The following is a 21364-nucleotide window of genomic DNA, read 5'->3' as shown; positions in this document are numbered from 1 at the left end:
GTCGGTCTCTACTACTATAAAAGCTTCCGCATCCCATCTGAGCTAACAGAAAGGAAACAAATGAATTACACACCAGAAGAAATCAGCATTTTAGAACGTATTGCTATAGCGAAAAACCCAGAAACACCAAAAAATGTTCTCAAAGAATTAGCTAATGATCCAGAGGAAAAAGTGCGTGTTTTTGTCGCTGCAAATGTTAATACGCCCAAAACTGTACTAACAACATTAGCAAGTGTAGCACCTCGTTATGTAGCTACCAACCCCAATACACCCGCTAAGGTTTTAACACAACTAGCAAAAATATGTCCTGAGTATGTAGTAAGTAATTCCAATGCTCCAGAAAGTTTATTGAAAAAATTAGCAGAATCTTCATCAGTAATAGTTCGTTATTATCTAGCAGCAAATCCCCAAGTTCCAGTAAGCGTACTGAGGAAATTAGCAGCCAAGGAAGATGAAGAATCACCTCTGGTACTAGAAAATATTGCCTGGAATCCCAACGCACCAGAAGATTTACTAGCTGATATCAGAGAGTCGGGAGAAAAATGGGCAATAGTTACGGAAATCGACCCCTACTTGGATGTAGAACAAATCGGTAATGATTATCAAATTGCCAGCCACATCAACACCTCATTAACTACATTAGAGAAACTGGCAAAACATGAAAATTGGCTAGTACGTTATTTGGTTATTAATAATCCCAATACTCCCAAAAGTATAGCAAATGCAATTGTATCTGAAATTGCTCAGACAGAATCATTGCCTAATGATTCTCGCAAATGTCTGGTTCTCAATATGCTTGGGAAAATGCCATCTCATATCCCTTTTAGATCAGACTGCGGATTGCCAATAATAGCGATTGCAGATGAACTTGTTGATTTCAGATGGCATGATTTTGAAGGCGATAGTTTGAGTTTTTACGGTGCTACTGAGAGTAGAGTTATAGGTGTTGTACAAAAGGGGAAATTTAAATATGAATATGGAGATGAAGATGAAGATAGGAAATATAGATTTAAGGAAGGATGCCGTATTATTAGCATAGAATATAATGATTTACAACTAAACGATATAAGTGATCAACACAAAGATCTAATTAAGAACGAATTGGCTGCTAATTTTGTATATTTTCAATCTTGGTTAAATCAAGAAGGCTTTTTATTTATTCCTTATACATCGGATTTTTTAAAATTTATGAGCAAGGAAATTATCATATTTATGACGTAGGCTATTGGAGGCTTGATGGAAGCTATAATAATACTGAAGAGAAATGGTTAGATGAATATTTAAATGAATTCATAAACTGCTGGTTCCTGCAAGAGTACGACGACATTTTTTATAGTAATGATTTCAATGGAATAGTAGGGTGGTTGCATGAGTTAGCAGCTACTCATCAAGAACATTCACGATATGTGCTAGAGTTTTGGGATGACACAGTAATCAAAAATGATAGTGGTGGGGCTGAAGATAGAAATCCTGTTTTTAATTCAGATACTTTTTGCTGCAATCCTGAATATCATATACCGAGTATGCTAGAAACTCTTCAACAAGATAGTGGGCTTACTACTCAAGATGAGTTAAAAGCAACTATTAGCAAGTTTTTGGAAATTGCTCCACTAGCTTATGATGAAGATGAGATTGTAGCAGGATTAGCCCTCCACCAAGATTTAGTAATAGAGGTGAGTGGCTTACAGGTAGTGAGACATTCTGATGAGATAGATGAAAATAATGAAAATAAGCTTTATTTTTACATGGATGACACTTGTATAGACTACGATTCATTTGTAGCTAGACAAGATTGGCATTCTTTATTTGAGAAAACTGAAGGTAACACGCTTTTGGCTTATATTGCTTATCTTTTAATTAAAATTATTTTATTTAATAAATCAGGCGAGAATTGAAGTAGAGACGTTGTATGCAACGTCTCTACATTCCTTATTGGAGATATCTAATACATAATTCAATTGACAATGGGTTAATCAGATATCTATCTGCACCATTTCATCATGCTATAACGGATAAATTGTCTCGCCTGTAGTGATGTTAAATATAAATAGTTGATTAAGATCGAGTTTAACATAAATGCGATCGCCCACATTTCCCCGCCAATTTGCAGGCGCTTGTATATTCATCACCACACCTGTCTGAGGAACAGCTACACGCACCAAAATCTCCCGCCCTAAAGGTTCCACAACCTTCACATCAACGACTAATTTAGCCTCATCTTCTTGACTTTCTCTTACTGGCTGCGGTTCAATTATTTCAATATTCTCTGGGCGAATACCTAAATCTAATTGTTGCCCATCGTTTAGTTTTAATTTATCCTTAAAACTGGGCGGACAAGCTATAAATTGCTCACCCACTCTTAACCAACCATCTTGATAAGTTGTTGGCAAAATATTCATGGGTGGGCTACCTAAGAAAGTTGCCACCATTCTGTTAGTTGGTCGTGCATAAATTGATTGAGGAGCGCCAATTTGTTGAATTTTACCCTGATTAAGAATCACAATCTGATCAGCTAAAGTCATTGCCTCTACTTGATCGTGGGTGACATAAATAGTAGTAATACCGACGCGATGATGTAATTCTTTTAATTCTGCCCTAGTATCATCTCGTAATTGGGCATCCAAATTAGATAAAGGTTCATCAAGTAAAAATACTTGCGGTTCACGGGCGATCGCTCTCCCCAATGCTACCCGTTGTTGCTGTCCCCCAGATAACTGCTTTGGTTTGCGATCTAAGAGATGGAAAATATCGAGCGATCGCGCTACTTTTTCCACTCGTTTTTGAATTTTTTTACCGTCAAATTTCCGCATTTGTAGTCCAAAAGCCAAATTTTGGGCTACTGTCATGTGCGGATAAAGAGCGTAATTTTGAAATACCATCGCCACATCGCGTTGTCGTGCGGGGATGTTATTTACTAGCACATCTCCAATATAAAGATTACCACTCGTAGCAGTTTCTAACCCTGCAATTGTTCTTAAAATTGTTGACTTACCACAACCTGATGGTCCCACCAACACCCAAAATTCCCCATCAGGAACTTCAAAAGAAATGTTTTCAATTGCAGCCGAACTATTAAATTTTCTAGTAATATTTTCTAATTTAACACTTGCCACTTTTTTAATTAATAATTATCAATAAATTGATTATTCTAACAAATCAAACATCAAAAGTCAATAAAAATGAATTAAAATTATCATCAAACACGGTCGGCTGTTAATTATTAATTGTTAATTACAAAGATGGCGATCGCTATCTTTTACCTTTGGGTTGTTCTTAAGATAATCACCTAGCCAAGCGCAACTACGCTTAAGTAAATCATCTAAATCTAAATTCCACAAAACTACTGTTTTATCATGGCTACCTGACGCTAAAACCTTCCCATCTAAGCTAAAATTCATAGTGCTGACGCGATCTCGATGTCCTTGTAAAGTTTTCAGCAAAGTATCATCCAAACGCCACAGTTGCACCCGATTATCCCAACTGGTTGTTGCCAAAATTTTACCTGATGGGCTGAAACGAACATGAGCGACACTATCAGTAGAACCTTTCATTGTTTTAACTTCTACGCCGTTTCGATCCCAAAGTTTCACGGTATTATCATAACTAGCAGATGCCAATAGCTGACCATCAAAACTCCAGCTAACATCCAAAACCCAGCCATTATGCCCTTTTAAAGTTTTAATTAACAAACCGTCAGCAGTCCAAAGTTTGACAGTATTATCATCACTACCAGAAGCAAATATTTCACCATCAGGAGAGAAAGCGATCGCATTAACGCGCTCGCTATGACCTTTAATAGTTTTGATCAACTTCCCCGTAAGCGCATCCCAAATTTTGATTGTTTTATCTCGACTAGCGGAAACAATCATTTGCCCATTAGGACTAAACTTAACATCCAAAACTGCATCGCCATGACCTATTAATGTCTTGATCAAAGTCCCTTGGCGACTCCAAAGTTTGATAGTTTTATCTTTACTAGCAGAAGCAAGTATTTGAGAGTTGGGATTAAAATTAACACTATAAACTCTGTCTTTATGTCCCTTCAAAGTAGCAATCAAAGTTCCATCTCGTTGCCAAAGTTTAATAGTTTTATCACGACTAGCAGTAGCAATCATTTGATTATCAGCAGAAAAATTCACATCATTAAGAGCATTTGTATGACCTCTTAATACAGTATGTGAGTTACCTGTGCGTCTCCACAATTTAACAGTTTTGTCATAACTACCAGAAGCAATTGTTTCACCATCGGGGCTAAAAGCAACACCAGTCACACTATCGCTATGTCCTTGCATCACTTTTAACGCCTGTCCGTTGCTATTCCATAATCTGACAGTATTATCTTCCCCAACAGAAGCAATTACCTGTGAGTTGGGAGAGAAACTCACACCTAAAACCCAGTTTTTGTGTCCTTTAAGTGTATCCAAAAGTTGAGTTTTTAGTGAATTTTTCCTAAAATTTGTAGAATTCAAACTCCAAACTTTAACAGTTTTGTCATCACTTGCAGAAGCAAGCAGCTTACCATTGGAACTAAAACTAACGCTGTTAACTTTTCCACCATGACCTGTTAAAGTTTTCAGCAATTTCCCAGCCGGACTCCAAAGCTTAACTGTTGTGTCCTCACTAGCCGAAACAATTACGTTGCTATCTGGAGAGAAACTCACCCAAGTCACAATACCTTTATGACCTACCCAGCTATTTAATAACTTACCTTCGATTGTCCAGAGATCAATTGTGCCATCCCCACTAGCACTAGCAATTAGTTTTCCGTCAGGACTAAAATTAACTCGATAGATGTTGCCCTGATTTGTTTTAATAGTTCTGACCAAACTACCGTCTGGTCGCCATAATTTTATACTTTTATCCCAGCTTCCAGAAGCAATCAGCTTACTATCAGGTGAAAATGCTACGCTAGTAATACTTTCCTGATGACCAATCAGAATACTAAGTAAAGTGCCATCAGGACGGGAAACCCTCACAGTTTTGTCACGACTTGCAGAAGCAATCATTTTCCCATCACGGCTAAAACTGACATCTAAGACGACATCTTTATGCCCTTCTAGATGATTGCGCTCTCTGATGCCGTAAACTGCTTGCTCAAGTGCTGTTACTACTTGTAGTTGAGTATCTGATTCAATTTTATCTGGCAATGGGAGAAAATTTTGCTCAAAATTCCATGAGTTCAAAGCTGTTTTAATGCCTAAGTCTGAAATTGTTAATATTGAATGATTACTTTTAATTAATTCTTGCTTAAGACGTATACCTGCCCTTAAACCTTCCATCAGAGCATCAAAATTTTTATTGGAGACAAATAGTGCATCTGAAGAAGCACTCAAGGCAATTAATTCAGCATTAGTACGCATATTTTGGGCTAATTTTCTTTGCGTCTCAGCACGCCAAGCAAATTCACTAGCAGCAATTGCTAACATTGCCATAATCAAACCAAGAGCAATTGCTCGCCATCTTTGTTTACGCACTCGCACTAGCTCAATTTCATTTTTTTTGATTTTAGTAGCTAGCTGAAATTGCAGACGCGAGTTGTATTTTTGGCGAATCGGCTCAACTACATAATCGTGAACTAATTGATAGCGATCTTCGGGTTCTTCTCGTACCCAATAAACTAAACCTGAACCCACTAAAATTTTTAAAATTAATTCTAGTTGTGGGTTTTCTACCGTTTTCTTTTTTCCTGCTCTAATACCCCGCTTTAATATAGGTGGAAAAGTGTTAAAGGCATGGTGATTTGAACTTAATTTATTATCTTCTTCTAACTTATCTGTCGCTCGCCGTCTTGGACTTCCTAGTATTGGTATTGAACTTAACAATTCTGACCACGTTTTGAGGGGGCGCGTACCTCTTTGATCAGTTAAAGAAAACAAAATTGACCAAACTGCGTCTTCGTTATTGTAGCCACAATCTAGTATCACATCTTGAAGCGATCGCGCTACTAAAATTGAAATTGGACAAACACCAAGTTGCCAGTATTGTTCTAAGGTTTTGATTTTTTCAGATTGAATTTGCGCCCCTACTACTTGCAACTCAATTGGACGTACTTCATGCAATTCAACGGCTAAATCTTTTACTACTTGCTCAATCAAAGCGGGTTCTAAAGGAAATTGCGACCCTTCAGTTAAGCTTTTAATAATATTTTTGGCATTTTCTAATGAAAAGTTGCCAAGGGTATAGCGAATCTGTTTATCTAAAATGTTGTTATTAATCGCCTCTAAATTAATTCGTCGCTCTAAATCTAATAAATAATGTAAATTATCTTCTCGGAGAGAGAGTATAACTTTTACATAAGGAAAATTCAGGCAATCGCGTAAAAAATCATAAAATTCCTGTCGTTCCGAAGCCGTCGTACAAATCGAAAAAAATTCTTCAAATTGATCAAAAATTAGTACCGTTAAAATATTGCGGGATGCTAAAATACGCAACTCTCGCACAATCCCCGCCAGTGAATTTAGCTGATCGCGTGGACTTACAAGTGAGTAACCAACATTAATTAGTGATGACTCTAGACTTCGCCCTAAAGTTACAACCCAATCTGTATAAACTCGTTGAACAACAGGTAAAGCTTTTTTAGCAGCAATCACTCGATTTGCCAGGGTTGGTACTAAACCTGCATTAATCAGGGAACTTTTACCAACACCAGAAGCACCGTGAATTATAATTAATTTATAATCATTGCGGCTAATGCGGCTAATTAGTTGCTGGACATCTTTTGTACGATCTGCGGCGATAATTTCTTGGGCTACTTGTACGTGATTGTTACCAGTTATGCCTGTAGGACGACGCTGTGGCTGTAAGGGACTAGCTCCGACAAAGGTAGAGAAGCCATATTGCTGCTTAATAGAGCGTTGTTCTTGCTTAATTTCAAAAGCTTGTAAATATCGACCTTGTTCAAAATAGAGCGATCGCAGTTCTTCTAAAATATCAAGATAAATTTGTGGCTCATACTGCGGTTCAGTGTCTTCGTGAGCTTGTTCTAGATGAGTCATAGCTACAAAATGCTGATCCATCTGTCTTTCAGCTTTAGCTAACAGTAGTAAATATAAACTGCGATGATGAAGTGGTTTTTCAGTTCCCGTTTGCGAGTCGCCAATAAAATTGGCAAGAATAAATAAAGCAGTTTGTGCTGCTTGATATGCTTCTACTGGTTTCGATGCTTTTAAGGCAACTTCTGCTAAAAACCCATTAGCTTGAGCAAGTTGAAGCGGGCTGTTATAAGTTTCCAGCCGTGTTAATGATTCTAATGCTAGAGTTTGTAACTCTTTCCAGGCTTCTAGATGCCGAAGTACTTCACCTGCTTGTGTAATTAACTGAGCAACAATTTGATGTCGTTCTTGCCCTTCAAATACTTTTACTGCTGCAAAGAAAAAATCTTTAGCTGCTTGCCAATGGTTAGAACTTTTTGCGGGTTCCAAATCTGCTAGACGGCGATAGCACAACCCAAGATGAAATAGTAAAATTCCTTGCCGTTCGCAACAGCTATGATTGCTAGGAACTTGCTCACAAGATAATGTTAAATCTTGTTGATTTTCTCCTTGTGTTTGGTCTTGCTGTTCCCAATAATCAAGGCTGTTTTGGTAATGCTCTAAAGCGACATCAATGCGATCGCACCCATAAGCATCTCGACCTAAAACAAATTGGTAAGTACCTTCCAAAGCTCGAGGGGGTTGCATACCAGAGGAGTACAATTCTCGGCGCACAGACTCTAATTCTTGACGTTTACGACCGCCTGGAGCCATATCAAGAGCCTGGTTAGGCACAAATTTACTAGCGCCAGCAATTAATAAATATCTAAATAGTCCGTCTGTAAGTTGATGCCATAAGGCATTCAATTCATTGGGATTAAGTTCAAATTTAATTGAACTAGCAGCCCAACTTTTAAAATCTGGTGCTAGTCGCGTCAGCTTTTGCAGAACTTCTTCTGTGATCCACAACACCAACGGAAAGGGAAAATGAGTGCGAAACTCGTCTCGTAATTGGTTAGTAGAAACTAACAATTGGTCGATAGATGTTACCGACTCCAAACCAAAAATCATTAATGCTGGAGGCGGGGAAAGTGCGATCTCTGGCTTAATTGTGGTAAATAATGTCTTGGCACACTGTGGCAAAACCAACTTTTGCAGTTTTATCCCGCATGATTCTTTTAGCCGATGCCACATCTGCGCCTTTAAAGCTACATAGTTGCAGCGTACCAAAATTAAGGAAAAACTGCCTTCAGACAGAGTAATTGCTCTGCTTAATGTTTTGAGCGATCGCTCATTTAAGGCAGCTACTTCTTCCGAGGCATTTAATGTCATCGGCAAAATATTGGCATCACTATTCATTAGACCTCTTGCATAAGTCGATTATGGTATTTCATCTGGGTTGATCTGAGGTTAATTCCAATAAAAAAAATTGCAAGAAGTCTAATGAAGAGCGAATGTAAAGACGCACCATAGCACGTCTCTACAATACATATCTACTGATCATCTTTAAACAACTGCTTGCGTTAAAGACTTAAATTTGTCTGTTTCGGCTAAAGCTGGATTAATCCCAAACCATCGCCCTGTCTCGTCTCGGTATTCAAAAACAAACATACTACGCAGCAGACTTTGAAATTCTTTTTCACCTCTAACAATTTGTTGTTGTACTACTTGGAAAAGTAATTCCCAATTCTCATCCTCAATCGAAAGCACTAAATCATCACGATATCCCTTAATTACATACTCTAAACACTGACGCGAAAAAGGTGGATCTTCTTGCTGCAAGCAGTTATAAAGTAACCCTAATAAATTCCGCACATGACCACCACTAATTTGACAGATTCGATCTAAAGTTTCCATAGAATCAAAAACTTCTGTAATTAGCTGTTGACGCTCTTGGGGTGGAACTTCGGGGAAAGCACGTACTAACACTAATTGTCGCAGCAAAAACATTCCTTGCTCAAAATCACCGCCATCTCTAGTTCTCACCGGAACCATTGGCAAAACTTTTGGTGCTACTCCACCCCCTAAGCGATTTTTCAACTCTTCGTATTCGTTAGAAAAATTTAATGCTAGTGGTAGTGTATAAACTACGTGACAATTTAGCCGTCTTAATTGAGCGCCTCTGTCAATAAACAAGTATTCTGGGAGCGATCGCCCTGCATCAATTCGGCTATCAATGCGATCTAAGTTATCGACAATAACAACTAAACCTTTTTTTCCACGCTGCTTGAGTTCTTGAGTAGCTTTGAGCAGAATTTCTTGATTAATAGCTTTAAGAATTCCTTCTGTTCTCGGCTCCAAATACTGTCTAAGTTGATTTCGCAGGTTAGGACTTTCCTTAGTTTTGGCAGTAATTTTACCAATTCCGACAGAAAACTCAGCTTGCGCTGACAGATCAATTGGAGTCTGCAAGAAGTCTTTGACTTCGTTAAATAAATTAAAAAAGTACCCAGGTTTGAGGTGGATATCGGTACTTTCCAAGCTTTCGCTAACTTGACGTGCGATCGCAAGAAGAATATCACTAATATCCACATCCGCCATGTCTAAGTCTTGGCTAGACTCGAAATAAACTACATGGAATTCCTGTTGTTCTAGCTCACTTTTGAGCCGTAACAACTCTGTAGACTTACCGCAGCCTATATGTCCTGTAAATAGTTGGCAAGTTGGCTCATCGGGTGATATCCGTGTAATTGTTCGCCCGATTGTCTCAATAATTTTACCACCACGTACTGAGGAAAAATCTATATAATACTGACGGTCTTCAGGATTTCCTACACTTAAAGTTTTAGCTGGGTTACAAGCTTTGTAAAATCTAGAAAAATCCAGTTTCATATTACTTTTTAAAGGTGTAGGGTCAAGACCTATAGTCGTCCTGCTCTACTATGAACGGTAAATACATATATGGGACTGAAGGGATTTACCCCCCAATAGTGGTGACGGAGAGGGGCAGAGGGGCAGAGGGGCAGAGGGGCAGAGGGGCAGAGGGGCAGAGGGGCAGAGGGGCAGGGGGCAGAGGGGCAGAGGGGCAGAGGAAGCAGAGGAAGCAGAGGGGCAGAGGAAGCAGAGGGGCAGAGGAAGCAGATCCGAAAGCTATTTATTAATTGATAATTGTTAATTGTTAATTGTTAATTGTTAAAGAGAATGTATTCCCTTGATTAAACCTTGACAAATACCTGTGAGGAAGTCTAAATCTAAAGTTTCAATGCGATCGCTATCTTTGTGATAATGAGGATTTCGCATAAAAGCGGTATCTGTAATCATCATCGCCCGATAACCTCTATCCCAAAACGGAGAGTGATCGCTGAGGCGGGTTGCACGTACCATTAACCCTTTATTTGGTACTGGTAAAATCTGGCTAGGAGTTCCAGCTTTACTAATATGGCGACTCAGCTTAATTAAGTCAAAAATAGTCGTTAAATTACCAATTAAAGCAATAAAATTACCCGTATCTGGATAAAAACGTTCCAAACCAGTTGGGTAGCGTTGCGAACCAGGAGTATGATCGCAATAACCGAGCATTTCTAGGGAAATCATTAAACGTAACGGTTGCTGCTGTTGCTTTAACTCTTCTGCATACGCCTCACTACCTAATAACCCATACTCCTCCATATCAAAAGCAACCAGTCGCACAGGATATTTTAACGGTTGCGCTGCAAAAGCTTTAGCTAACTCCAGCAACACTGCAACACCTGTCGCGTTATCATCTGCGGCTGGGCTTCCAGGTACAGCATCATAATGAGCGCCAATTAAAATTGGTGGTCTTGCCTGCGCTTGATGATTAATTGAGGGTAGATTCAGGATAAGATTCTTATGGCTTTTGCCCCGCACCTGGAACTCATGAGTTACTACCTCCCCCCATTGTTCTAGTTGTTGTTGAATGTACTGCTGTACATAGAAGTATCCAGCAGAAGCGATATAAGGATCGCGATCGCGCACTATTTCACTCAGATGATCTTGTAAACTCTGCTTCAAACTCATATTCTTACTTTGCGCCCTTTGCGCTTCCTTTGCGATCTTGGCGTTAAAAAAAATCTAATTTTTGCGATCAGCCTAGTATAAATTTATAATTTTCTAGTTTTTTAGAAGATGTAAGTAAAAATTTGTAAAATATACTTGACAAGCGGTTAGTTATGCCAGCAGCCTAAAAGCCTTAGCTAATAGACTTCAACGCTCCTATTAATACATACTAGACGAGCGACAGCAGGCAACAGGAAATTGCAACTAAATATTTTGTAGAGGATGATAATTAATGGTTAGGAGTGAAGCAGAAGTTCGTTCGACTAAGGTTGATAGCTTTCGAGAGCAAGGAATAGAGCCGTATCCCAGTGAGGCTTTTGGGCGATCGCACACTGTTAAGCAAGTAGAAGAATGGTTTAGTCAACCAGAAAATGAATTAGAAAAAGGTCAAAATGACCCCAACGAATTATCGATCAAAGTTGCTGGTCGAATCACTGCTAAAAGAGATAGTGGTAAATTAATCTTTATTGATTTACTTGATGCTACTGGTAAAATTCAATTAAAAATAGAGAAAAGTTGGGTAGCTGATACAAAAGAATTAACCTTTTCTCAGATAGAAAAATTGCTCGACGAAGGCGACTTTATTGGCGCAGAAGGTATTGGTACTCGTACAAATCGTGGACAATTATCGATCCAAGTAAAGGAATTAAAAATCCTTTCTAAAGCAACAATTCCTTTCCCCGACTCATATTATGGAGTCAACGACCCAGAAACTTGCCGTCGTCATCGGGAGATGGATCTTGCTTCTAACCGCGAATCTTTTCAACGCTTTGCACTCCGCAGCAAGATCGTCCAAAGTGTTCGCAGCTATCTAACTGACAACGAGTTTTATGAATTAGAAACTCCAGTTTTACAAGCAATTTATGGTGGTGCTGCTGCTAGACCGTTTATCACCCATCATAATGCTTTGGATGTAGATTTATATCTCAGAATTGCTCCTGAGTTATTCTTAAAAAGAGCAATTTGTGGCGGATTTGAGCGGGTGTTTGAACTAGGGCGCGTATTCCGTAACGAGGGTATTGATAGCACCCACAACCCTGAATTTACATCCTTGGAAGTGTATCAAGCTTATGCAGATTATTTTGACATTTTAGAAGTTGTAGAAAATGTCATGATTAATGCTGCTGCTGCTTGTGGGAAAGGAAATGAAATTGAATATCAGGGGCAAGCTATTAGTTTAGAGCGCAAATACGATTACAGTGATAAGTATCCTGGTTTTCAAGGACAGCATTGGCAAGTTAAAACAATGGTAGAAGCTGTCAAAGATGAAACTCATCTAGATTTTGACAGTTTAGAGTTAGCCGATGCTATTAGTAAGGTAGAGCAATTGGGATTAAATATTTCTAAACTGGAAACCCAAAGTTTAGGTTACTTGCTTTATGCAGTATTTGATAAGCTAGTAGTACCAAAATTAATTCAGCCTACATTTGTAATTGATTTTCCAGTTGAAGTTAGTCCATTAGCAAAAGGACACCGCAGTAAGCCAGGTTTTGTAGAAAGATTTGAGCTATTTATTAATGGCACAGAATATTCTAACGGCTTTTCTGAGTTAAATGATCCTAGAGAGCAAAGAAAGCGGTTTGAGGAACAATTAGCACAGAAAAATGCTGGCGATGATGAAGCACATCCAATGGATGAAGAGTTTCTTGATGCTTTATCTTTGGGGATGCCGAATTGTGCTGGTATGGGAATAGGTGTTGATAGGTTGGTGATGCTGTTGACTAATACTCAAAGTATCCGTGATGTGGTGATGTTCCCCACTATGCGTCCAGTGAAAGAGTAAAAACCCCTCCCCCTCCCTGTAAACGGGGAGGGGTGAACTTTATCAAGCAACTTTCCGTGAAATATTGGTAGGTTAAACTAAGAATATTAAGTAACAAGGAACTAGAACAATATCTCCTTTATGCACTAGATAGGTTCTCCATCTTCTAGGGTGTATAAATCAGGTTCTTCATATAAAAAATCTAAAGAAGCACTCTTTTGAGCAAGCTGCATTAATTCAGTAGTAGACGGCACGGAGGTTTCTATAAGCAATTTTTCTTTTAATAATTCTTGTTCTTTTTCTGGAAGCGTCATTATCAATTGGATAATCGAGTCAACAAGTTTTGTGTTCATTTATTTTACCTCCATCGCCCATAAAACTTTCTCAACTTGCTTCTGCGCTTTTATCAGAACAACATCATTATCCCCCTAAACGAATTCTCCCTTAGCCACCATTACAACCTTCCCCCCCACCTCAACTTTAATTTGATCTTCCTGTTTCTCGGCTTTCAATAACAGCAAAGAAGGTCTACCTATTTCATAACCCTGTTCAACTCTTATATCAATTTCTTCTTTACCAAAATAAGAATGCTCAACTAAATATCCAGCTAAACAACCATTAGCACTTCCTGTTGCTGGATCTTCTGGTACTCCCAAATAATCAGCAAACATCCGCACACTTAGATCATTTTTGGGATGATTAGTTTCAGGGCAAAATACCAGTATTGCTTTTGCTTCTATTTTATCAATTAATTCAAAATATTTATCCTTATTAACTTTAATCCGCTTTAAGGCTGGATGATTTTTTAAAGGTACAATAATAAACGGTAGACCTGTAGAAACTTCCTGAATTGGAAATTTATGATCAATTTCTTCTATATTTAAATTTAAAACAGGCGCAAGTGCTTCTGGTTGCAAAACTTGATGAAATGTAGGTAGCTTTTGCTGCATCCACAAAACATCTATTTCATCATTAATATAATGTGGCGTTACGGGAATCTGACCTACTTTCAAATTTAAGGTAATGTTATTAACTTGTTGCTTAATAATTTCTTGTTGAATTATATATGCAGTACCTAAAGTTGGATGTCCTGCAAATGGCACTTCTTGCTCAGGGGTAAATATTCTGACATTGTAACCTCCATCTTGCATCTCTGTAGATGTAATAAATGTGGTTTCTGAATAATTCATCTCTTTGGCGATGCGTTGCATCTCCACATCAGAGAAGTTACTCCCGAAAAATACTGCTAATTGATTACCTGTATATTTATCTACTGCAAATACATCTACAATAAAAAAATTGTGGTTGCTCATTTTTAAAATATTAATGTTAATCACTGAATTTTATACTTTGGATTATAAATATTAAATTTTGAGTTAACATTTGATAATGTTAACTCAAAATTTAAACTCATCACTGAATTTACAGTTCACAATTTACTCGACTACAATTATTTTTCAGCCACTTTTACTTTTGTAGCCAAACCTAGTAGCTGTAAAAATTGAATTGTCATCCAAGTTAAATCAATTTCCCACCATTGCAAACCGTGACGAGCGGAATATTGATAAGCATGATGGTTGTTATGCCAGCCTTCGCCATAAGTAACTAAGGCTACCCACCAGCAATTTTTGGAATTATCATTTGATTCGTAAGTACTATAACCAAATTTATGGGTAGCACTATTTACGAACCAAGTGCAATGAAACACAACTACTAAACGTACAAAAACGCCCCAAACTACAAATGGCCAACCGCCTAACATATACAGCAGGAGACCTAAGACAACCTGCATAGGAATAAAGGCTACTTGAAAAAATTGATATACAGGGTCATCAGCAATATCTTTTGTAAAACGGTCAATTTCCGCTTTAGATGGAATTTCATGGAGCATCCAACCCATGTGACTCCACCAAAAACCTTGGCTAGAATCATGGGGATCGCCATTATGATCGGAGTGTAAATGGTGTATCCGGTGTAAGCCGATCCAATCAATTGGCCCGCCTTGACAAGAAAGCGTCCCACAAAAAATGAAGAAATATTCTAACCACTTGGGAGTCTGAAAACTCCGGTGGGTAACTAGGCGGTGATATCCCAGCGTAATACCTAGACCGCCAGTTATCCAGTGTAATAACACAGCAACGCCTACTGCTGCCCAGCTAAAGTTGCTGGGTAACAAAGCTGGAAGGGCTGCGAGGTGAATCGCCGCCATGTAAATAATAATGCTCCAATCGGTGCGAAGTTTGGTTGAGGTGGCAACAGTCATGCAGTAACCTTAAAACGAGTTGAGTAGTTTGATATGGTGGATTATTTATTTAGCGCCGATTCAGGGCGCATGAGGGTTTAATGAACAGCTTCGATATTCTGCAAGAGGCAGAAAATGCACTCTTTCCGATTTTTTCTGGAATTGACGCTCAGGTCAAGCAAAATCTTCAAAGAGTATTAAATGCGTTTCGCGATCATCGTGTTGGCGTTCACCACTTTTCGAGTGTGAGTGGTTATGGTCACGACGATTTAGGACGAGAAACTCTGGATCGGGTATTTGCTGATATCATGGGTGCTGAGTCTGCTGCGGTAAGAGTACAGTTTGTCTCTGGAACTCATGCGATCGCATCTGCCCTATTTGGGGTTCTTCGTCCAGGCGATGAGATGTTAGCAGTTGCAGGCGCTCCTTACGATACTTTAGAAGAAGTTATTGGTTTGCGGGGGCAAAACCAAGGCTCCTTAAAAGAGTTTGGCATCAGTTACCGAGAACTACCTCTGACTGAGGAAGGAACTGTAGATTGGCAGCATCTCAGCAATTCAGTAGGTAACAGCACTCGTTTAGTTTTAATTCAGCGATCCTGTGGTTATTCTTGGCGTGCTAGTTTATCAATTGCTGATATTGAAAAAATTGTTCATTTAGTCAAGAAACAAAATCCTAACACTATTTGCTTTGTGGATAACTGTTATGGTGAATTTATTGAAGACAAAGAGCCACCAGCCGTTGGTGCTGACCTGATTGCTGGTTCATTGATCAAAAATCCAGGTGGCACTATTGTTACTGCGGGTGGTTATGTAGCAGGTAAAGCTGATTTAGTAGAAGCTGCTGCTTGTCGTCTGACCGCGCCTGGAATTGGCAGTTCTGGCGGCGCTACCTTTGATCAAAATCGTTTATTATTTCAAGGACTATTCTTGGCTCCCCAAATGGTAGGTGAGGCAATGAAAGGCAATCACCTTACTGCTTATGTATTTGACAAGCTAGGCTACCCGGTTAATCCCCTACCAACAGCGCCTCGTCGGGATGTAATTCAAGCGATTAAACTCGGTTCAAAAGAAAAAATACTGGCATTTTGCCGCTCTGTACAGAAATATTCACCAGTTGGTTCCTATCTCGACCCTATACCAGCCGAGATGCCGGGATATGAAAGTGAGTTAGTGATGGCTGGCGGTACATTTATTGATGGCAGTACATCTGAGTTTTCAGCAGACGGACCATTAAGAGAGCCTTATATTGTCTTCTGTCAGGGTGGGACTCACTGGACTCATGTAGCTCTTGCTCTAGAAGCTGCGATCGCGGCAGTTGGTAAAGCATAGTTTAAATCAACAGCTATGCTGGTCTCATCATCAGTTCTAGTTCCAGATATTTAGACTGTTGCGATGTCTGGTCAGAGATGTCTAGAGCTTCTTGCTCCATTTCTGTCCATTCAAAGTGAAGAGGATGAGAAAAGAAATTAACTGGTGCATCTAGTAAGAAAATTAAAAAATTCATTGTACTGGCTGGAACTCAATGCTTCTTAAATACACAACTTTTTAAGCTAATCCGGTTAAAACTCTCTTAGTTACTCTTAGAAAGTTTAAACCTCATCCTGAGCGCAGATGTATTGCTAGATACAAACTACCCATATTTTTTCAGCAAATTATTTTCCTGCTAGACTATTAAATAAAGCAACTTTGGCATCAAGTAATGTTGTTAAAGCAAATAACAATTATTTTAATATTCATCAGCAGTTGCAAAAAAATATTAAATAAAGTATCCGTCTAATTAAAAAAAAAATTCCTAAAAATAGATCTTCAGGACTAAAGTAAATGCGGAAAGTAACGCGCTTACAAATCAAAAGTTATGGTGTTGCTGTATTGACAGTAGCCCTAGTGTTACTGGTGAAAGTGCTATTACGTAGTGTGCTAAACGTAGAAAGCCCTTATCTGTTGTTTTTTGCTGGTATCATTCTCAGTACTTATTATGGCGGTGCGGGGTCAGGAGTAGTAGCTACCATACTGGCTGCTTTGCTCAACTATTATTTCTTTTTACCTCCTTACTATGCCTTATCAGCTAATAGCCTAGCCTTAAATATTAAATTAACTATTGAGTTAACCCTATTTGTGGTAGAAGCTTTATCAATCATTTGGCTGATTGTTAAATTACGTCAAGCTAAACGGCAAGCTGAAAGCCAAGCCTTAGAAGCCCAAAAATATCAAGCAATTTTAGTTGATAGAGCCGAAGAATTACAGCGTTCCCAAGCTGATTTACAACATCAAAATAATATTTTGCAATCAATCCTTAATGGCATGGGTGAGGGTGTGATGGCAATTGATACACAAGGAAAATTTTTAATTTTCAACCCCGCCGCCAGAAAACTTCATAGTTTAAGCCTTACACAAACAATTAAGGATGATTGGGTAGAAAAATCTAGTTTTTTCAAGCCAGATAAAGTCACACCTTATGAACTCAGCGAACTACCTCTAATGCGAGTAATTAGAGGTGAAGTGGTAGATGAATCAGAAGTTTTTTTAGTTCACTCTCAGATACCAGAAGGAATTTGGCTAAGTGCAAACGCACGAGCTTTAAGAGATGAATCTGGGGTAATAACGGGTGGTGTGCTGGTACTGCGAGATATTAGTGAACGCAAGCAGACAGAGGAAATTATCAGGGTAAGCGAGGATCGTTATCGTCAAATCATTGAAACTGCTTCTGAAGGAATCTGGATTATTGATGCTGATAATAACACCAGCTTTGTTAATAATAAAATGACCGAAATGCTAGGCTATAGTGCAGCAGAAATGCAAGGAAAGCCGCTATTTTCTTTTATGGATGAAGAAGGTTTAGCGATCGCTCAAAATAATATAATTCGTCGTCAGCAAGGTATTAAAGAACAACACGACTTTAAATTTTGCCGTAAAAATGGTTCAGAATTATGGGCAATGGTGTCTACCAATCCAATTTTTGATGACTCAGGAAAATATACTGGCGCTTTAGGTATGATTAGTGATATCACAGAGCGCAAACAAGCTGAGGCAGATTTACGGGAAAGCGTAGCTTCATTGCGGGCGTTATCTGAGTTGATTGCGGCTCAAGATTTGAATTTTGCAGAACATCTGCAAGAACTTCTAAAAATGGGGTGTCAACGGTTAAACCTAGATATTGGTATTATCTCTCATATTGAAAATAATCTTTTTGAAGTAGTAGCTACTTACTCGTTAGATAGCGGAATTAGTGCTGGAGATGTCTTTAAGTTAGAGCAAATTTACTGCCACGAAATTTTGCAAAGTAAAGAACCAGTTAGTTTTGAACACGCTGCCACTTGTGAATGGGGAAACCATGCTTGTTATCAAAAGTTTAAATTGGAATCATATATTGGCACACCAATATATGTAGCAAGAAAAGTTTATGGCACACTAAATTTTTCTAGTACTCAACCACACACAAAATTATTTAAACCAGTAGATAAAGAGCTATTAAAGCTAATGGCGCAATGGGTTGGTAGTACAATTGAGCGCAAAATAGCAGCAGAGGAACTAGCACTCACTCGCGATCAGGCGATCGCTGCAACTCAAGCAAAAGCCGAATTTTTAGCCACTATGAGCCATGAAATTCGTACCCCAATGAATGGGGTAATTGGCATGACTGGACTGCTACTAGAAACTGATTTAACCCCTCAGCAGCGAGACTTTGTAGAAACCATCCGTACCAGTGGCGATTCCTTACTTACAATCATTAATGATATTCTCGATTTCTCTAAAATTGACTCTGGCAAATTAGAATTAGAAAAGCATCCCTTTGAACTGCGAATTGGCATTGAAGAAGCTCTAGATTTAGTCGCTCACAAAGCTGGTAGTAAAGGATTAGAATTAGCATATTTAATTGATTCAAACACGCCCCAAACAATTTTAGGAGACATTACTAGACTACGCCAAATATTAGTTAACTTGCTCAGTAACGCGATCAAATTTACAGAAGTAGGAGAAGTAGTACTTTCAGTAACAGCAAAGCAAATTCCGGGTGAAGTTCAACATAACTGTTCAGATACTTACGAAATTAAATTTGCTGTCAAAGATACGGGTATTGGCATTCCCGCTAACCGAATGGATCGGTTATTTCAGTCTTTCTCACAGGTTGATTCCTCTACAACTCGCCAATATGGAGGAACTGGACTAGGGCTAGTAATCAGTCAACGCTTGAGCCAAATCATGGGCGGCAAGATGTGGGTTGAAAGTCAACCGAATCAAGGCTCAATTTTTTATTTCACAATCGTAGCTCAATCAATTCCTTGTTCATCAATACTTGATGTTCCCACAGCCACAACCTTATCAGGAAAACGCTTATTAATAGTCGATGACAATGCCACTAACCGCAAAATTTTGACTTTACAAGCGCAATCTTGGGGAATGCTTTCTAATGCTGTTACTGGAGGTAATGAAGCTTTAGAGTGCCTCAGTCGTGGCGAACAGTATGACATCGCAGTTTTAGATATGCAGATGCCAGAAATGGATGGATTAACGCTTGCTGCCGAAATTCGCAAACTACCTCAATTCCAGCATTTACCGCTAGTAATGTTAACTTCTCTAGGTAGATCAAGAATAGTAGAGCAAGGTGTTAAACATAATTTTGCTGCTTTCCTCAGCAAGCCGATTAAACAAGAGCAGTTATACAATGTTTTCCTACAGGCATTAAGTGACCAGCTAGTTACAACTAAAGCACCTCCCCCAACATCATCCGCAGCTACGACAAAACTCGCTGAAAGTTTACCCCTAAGAATTTTATTAGCTGAAGACAATGTAGTTAACCAAAAGGTTGCGATACAACTATTAAAGCGTCTCGGCTATCGTGCCGATGTAGTTGGCAATGGTTGTGAAGCTTTAGAAGCTCTCTGTCATGTACCTTATGACGTAGTTTTGATGGATATGCAGATGCCAGAAATGGATGGTATAGAAGCTACACGCAGAATTATCCAAAATTGGCAATCTGTGGAACGACCTAGAATTATCGCGCTGACAGCGAATGCCATGCAAGGAGACAAAGAGCTTTGTCTCCAGGCGGGTATGGATGACTACTTGAGTAAACCTATCCGCCTAGAGAATTTGGTTCAGGCGCTCAGTAAGTGTCAGGCGCGATCGCTTGCAGAGGAAGCAGAGGAGGCAGAGGGGTAGGTTAATTCTCAGTAGATTCGGGCAACTTATACTGTCCTACAATGCGCTTGGCATACTCTGGTACATGAGCATCTAGTTTCTCTGGGTGATTACGCTTGAGATATATATAGTTGCGGGTAAAGTGAGAATCTATCGAAAAACGGGCATATTCTAAACCTTTGGGACCAATTCTTTCGATGACTACACCCATGAGTTTTGCTGCCCACATGGGGAGGGTAACACCTTTGTCGTAGGCTGGAATACTTTGTTGTACAGCTTCTTTGCGATCGCCTTTTGACGTTACAGGCTGAGTTTCTAGCTGATCCTTAACTAAATCCAGCATTTCCTGCCCTGTATCATTGCGTACTACAATCCACTGCCACCCAAACGGCGCACCCATATAACCGACAACTAAATCTGCTAACGAGTTGACATAATCAAAACAACTCATACAGGAAGGCGCAAACACATCCTTAAGCTGATTTGTCTTTAATCCAAAGAAAGGAACCATCTCCACCGAGCCATCCTCATGTTTAAAATGAACTCGGAAATCTTGCATAAACTCGTAATGTACTACCGTTTCTGGAGAACGGCTAGTAGTTTCTAGAAACTTCTGCAAACCAGCACGATTAACGTTATCTACACAAGGCGTTCCCAAAACATACAGCTTTTCTAAGCCTAATTTTTTTTCTACTGCGCGTAATGCCTGAATTTGACAACCTACCCCAATTACCAGCAACCGCTTCATTCCAGATTGCTCGATTTGCTCCAGCACAGATAGATTAGGCGATAGCGTAGGCTTATTTACCTTTGCTGCGAGAATTTCCTCTGGAGTACGGGCAATTACAGGCATAGGTTGAAAGCGGTCTTCTTTAGTATTTTGAACACAGACAACACCTTCAACCATGCCACTATTAAGCATTTCAATGGCGATGCTGCTCACAATTCCCGTCCATTGCGCCCCTTCAATTGGCTCAGTTTTCCGCGCCGCCATCATGTCTTGATTTACCCCAAAATACCAATCATCAGGATTATCTAAATCGCGGCTACGTCCGTGAGTTTCTTCTTCTAGTTCAGTTATCTGTTGATTGATAAACGCGCAAGCTTCCTTGACATAGTGAATATAATATGTATCACATAACCCGCATTCACTACAAAGTTCTTTTGCAGGGCGACGGCTGGAGGGTTTGAGGGCTTTAGCTTTCTGGTGAGAGTGTAGAGAAGTCATATA

The 21364-nt window shown here is 39.2% G+C and carries 14 protein-coding genes; 5 read left to right on the top strand and 9 right to left on the bottom strand.

Annotation, left to right across the window (positions count from 1 at the left end; translation table 11 throughout):
• Window positions 1-60 precede the first annotated feature (60 nt).
• Together CRI9333_RS01135 and CRI9333_RS26355 are read left to right on the top strand one after the other, a co-directional pair.
• On the top strand, window positions 61-1221 hold the full coding sequence (locus CRI9333_RS01135) for a hypothetical protein (protein WP_015201370.1): 1161 nt from the start codon (window positions 61-63) through the stop codon (window positions 1219-1221).
• A complete protein-coding gene (locus CRI9333_RS26355) occupies window positions 1131-1895 on the top strand; it encodes a hypothetical protein (protein WP_157462219.1) in 765 nt (254 codons plus the stop codon). The genes CRI9333_RS01135 and CRI9333_RS26355 overlap by 91 nt, the downstream gene beginning before the upstream one ends.
• Before the next feature lie 108 nt (window positions 1896-2003).
• On the opposite strand, the gene CRI9333_RS01125 is transcribed toward CRI9333_RS26355, so the two are convergent.
• The 4 genes from CRI9333_RS01125 to CRI9333_RS01105 all read right to left on the bottom strand — a co-directional run bounded on the left by CRI9333_RS01125 (window position 2004) and on the right by CRI9333_RS01105 (window position 10949).
• The gene (locus CRI9333_RS01125; protein WP_015201368.1) at window positions 2004-3113 is read right to left on the bottom strand and encodes an ABC transporter ATP-binding protein; all 1110 of its coding nucleotides are present in this window, start codon (window positions 3111-3113) and stop codon (window positions 2004-2006) included.
• A gap of 114 nt (window positions 3114-3227) precedes the next feature.
• Window positions 3228-8330, bottom strand: a complete 5103-nt coding sequence (locus tag CRI9333_RS01120) for a WD40 repeat domain-containing protein (protein ID WP_015201367.1) — start codon at window positions 8328-8330, stop codon at window positions 3228-3230.
• Window positions 8331-8477: 147 nt separating this feature from the next.
• Window positions 8478-9803 carry a P-loop NTPase fold protein gene (locus CRI9333_RS01115; protein ID WP_015201366.1) on the bottom strand — a complete coding sequence of 442 codons (1326 nt, stop codon included), beginning with the start codon at window positions 9801-9803 and terminating at the stop codon, window positions 8478-8480.
• A 300-nt stretch (window positions 9804-10103) separates the two neighbouring features.
• The gene (locus CRI9333_RS01105; protein ID WP_015201365.1) at window positions 10104-10949 is read right to left on the bottom strand and encodes a M28 family peptidase; all 846 of its coding nucleotides are present in this window, start codon (window positions 10947-10949) and stop codon (window positions 10104-10106) included.
• A 271-nt stretch (window positions 10950-11220) separates the two neighbouring features.
• Between CRI9333_RS01105 and lysS the strand changes: the two genes are divergently transcribed.
• On the top strand, window positions 11221-12771 hold the full coding sequence (gene lysS, locus CRI9333_RS01100; protein ID WP_015201364.1) for a lysine--tRNA ligase: 1551 nt from the start codon (window positions 11221-11223) through the stop codon (window positions 12769-12771).
• 125 nt (window positions 12772-12896) lie between these two features.
• Here lysS and CRI9333_RS01095 read toward each other — a convergent pair whose 3' ends face one another.
• From CRI9333_RS01095 to CRI9333_RS01085, 3 genes are all read right to left on the bottom strand, one after another.
• Window positions 12897-13103, bottom strand: coding sequence for a hypothetical protein (locus tag CRI9333_RS01095; RefSeq protein ID WP_015201363.1), 207 nt, complete (start codon window positions 13101-13103; stop codon window positions 12897-12899).
• Between the two features lie 75 nt (window positions 13104-13178).
• Window positions 13179-14063 (bottom strand): PhzF family phenazine biosynthesis protein, encoded by an 885-nt coding sequence (locus CRI9333_RS01090; RefSeq protein WP_015201362.1) that lies wholly within the window; start codon window positions 14061-14063, stop codon window positions 13179-13181.
• 137 nt (window positions 14064-14200) lie between these two features.
• Window positions 14201-15013, bottom strand: coding sequence for an acyl-CoA desaturase (locus CRI9333_RS01085; protein WP_015201361.1), 813 nt, complete (start codon window positions 15011-15013; stop codon window positions 14201-14203).
• An 80-nt stretch (window positions 15014-15093) separates the two neighbouring features.
• Between CRI9333_RS01085 and CRI9333_RS01080 the strand changes: the two genes are divergently transcribed.
• Window positions 15094-16323, top strand: coding sequence for a methionine gamma-lyase family protein (locus CRI9333_RS01080; protein WP_015201360.1), 1230 nt, complete (start codon window positions 15094-15096; stop codon window positions 16321-16323).
• Between the two features lie 13 nt (window positions 16324-16336).
• Here the strand turns inward: CRI9333_RS01080 and CRI9333_RS26350 are convergent, their stop codons facing one another.
• A complete protein-coding gene (locus CRI9333_RS26350; protein ID WP_015201359.1) occupies window positions 16337-16498 on the bottom strand; it encodes a hypothetical protein in 162 nt (53 codons plus the stop codon).
• A 317-nt stretch (window positions 16499-16815) separates the two neighbouring features.
• On the opposite strand from CRI9333_RS26350, the gene CRI9333_RS24565 reads away from it, so the two are divergent.
• Window positions 16816-20154 (top strand): response regulator, encoded by a 3339-nt coding sequence (locus tag CRI9333_RS24565; RefSeq protein WP_015201358.1) that lies wholly within the window; start codon window positions 16816-16818, stop codon window positions 20152-20154.
• Between the two features lies 1 nt (window position 20155).
• Here the strand turns inward: CRI9333_RS24565 and CRI9333_RS01070 are convergent, their stop codons facing one another.
• Window positions 20156-21361 (bottom strand): Coenzyme F420 hydrogenase/dehydrogenase, beta subunit C-terminal domain, encoded by a 1206-nt coding sequence (locus CRI9333_RS01070; RefSeq protein WP_015201357.1) that lies wholly within the window; start codon window positions 21359-21361, stop codon window positions 20156-20158.
• Window positions 21362-21364: the final 3 nt, after the last annotated feature.

The organism is Crinalium epipsammum PCC 9333 (assembly GCF_000317495.1).
Taxonomy (GTDB): Bacteria; Cyanobacteriota; Cyanobacteriia; order Cyanobacteriales; family PCC-9333; genus Crinalium; species Crinalium epipsammum.
This window is presented reverse-complemented; position numbering and strand designations above follow the sequence as displayed.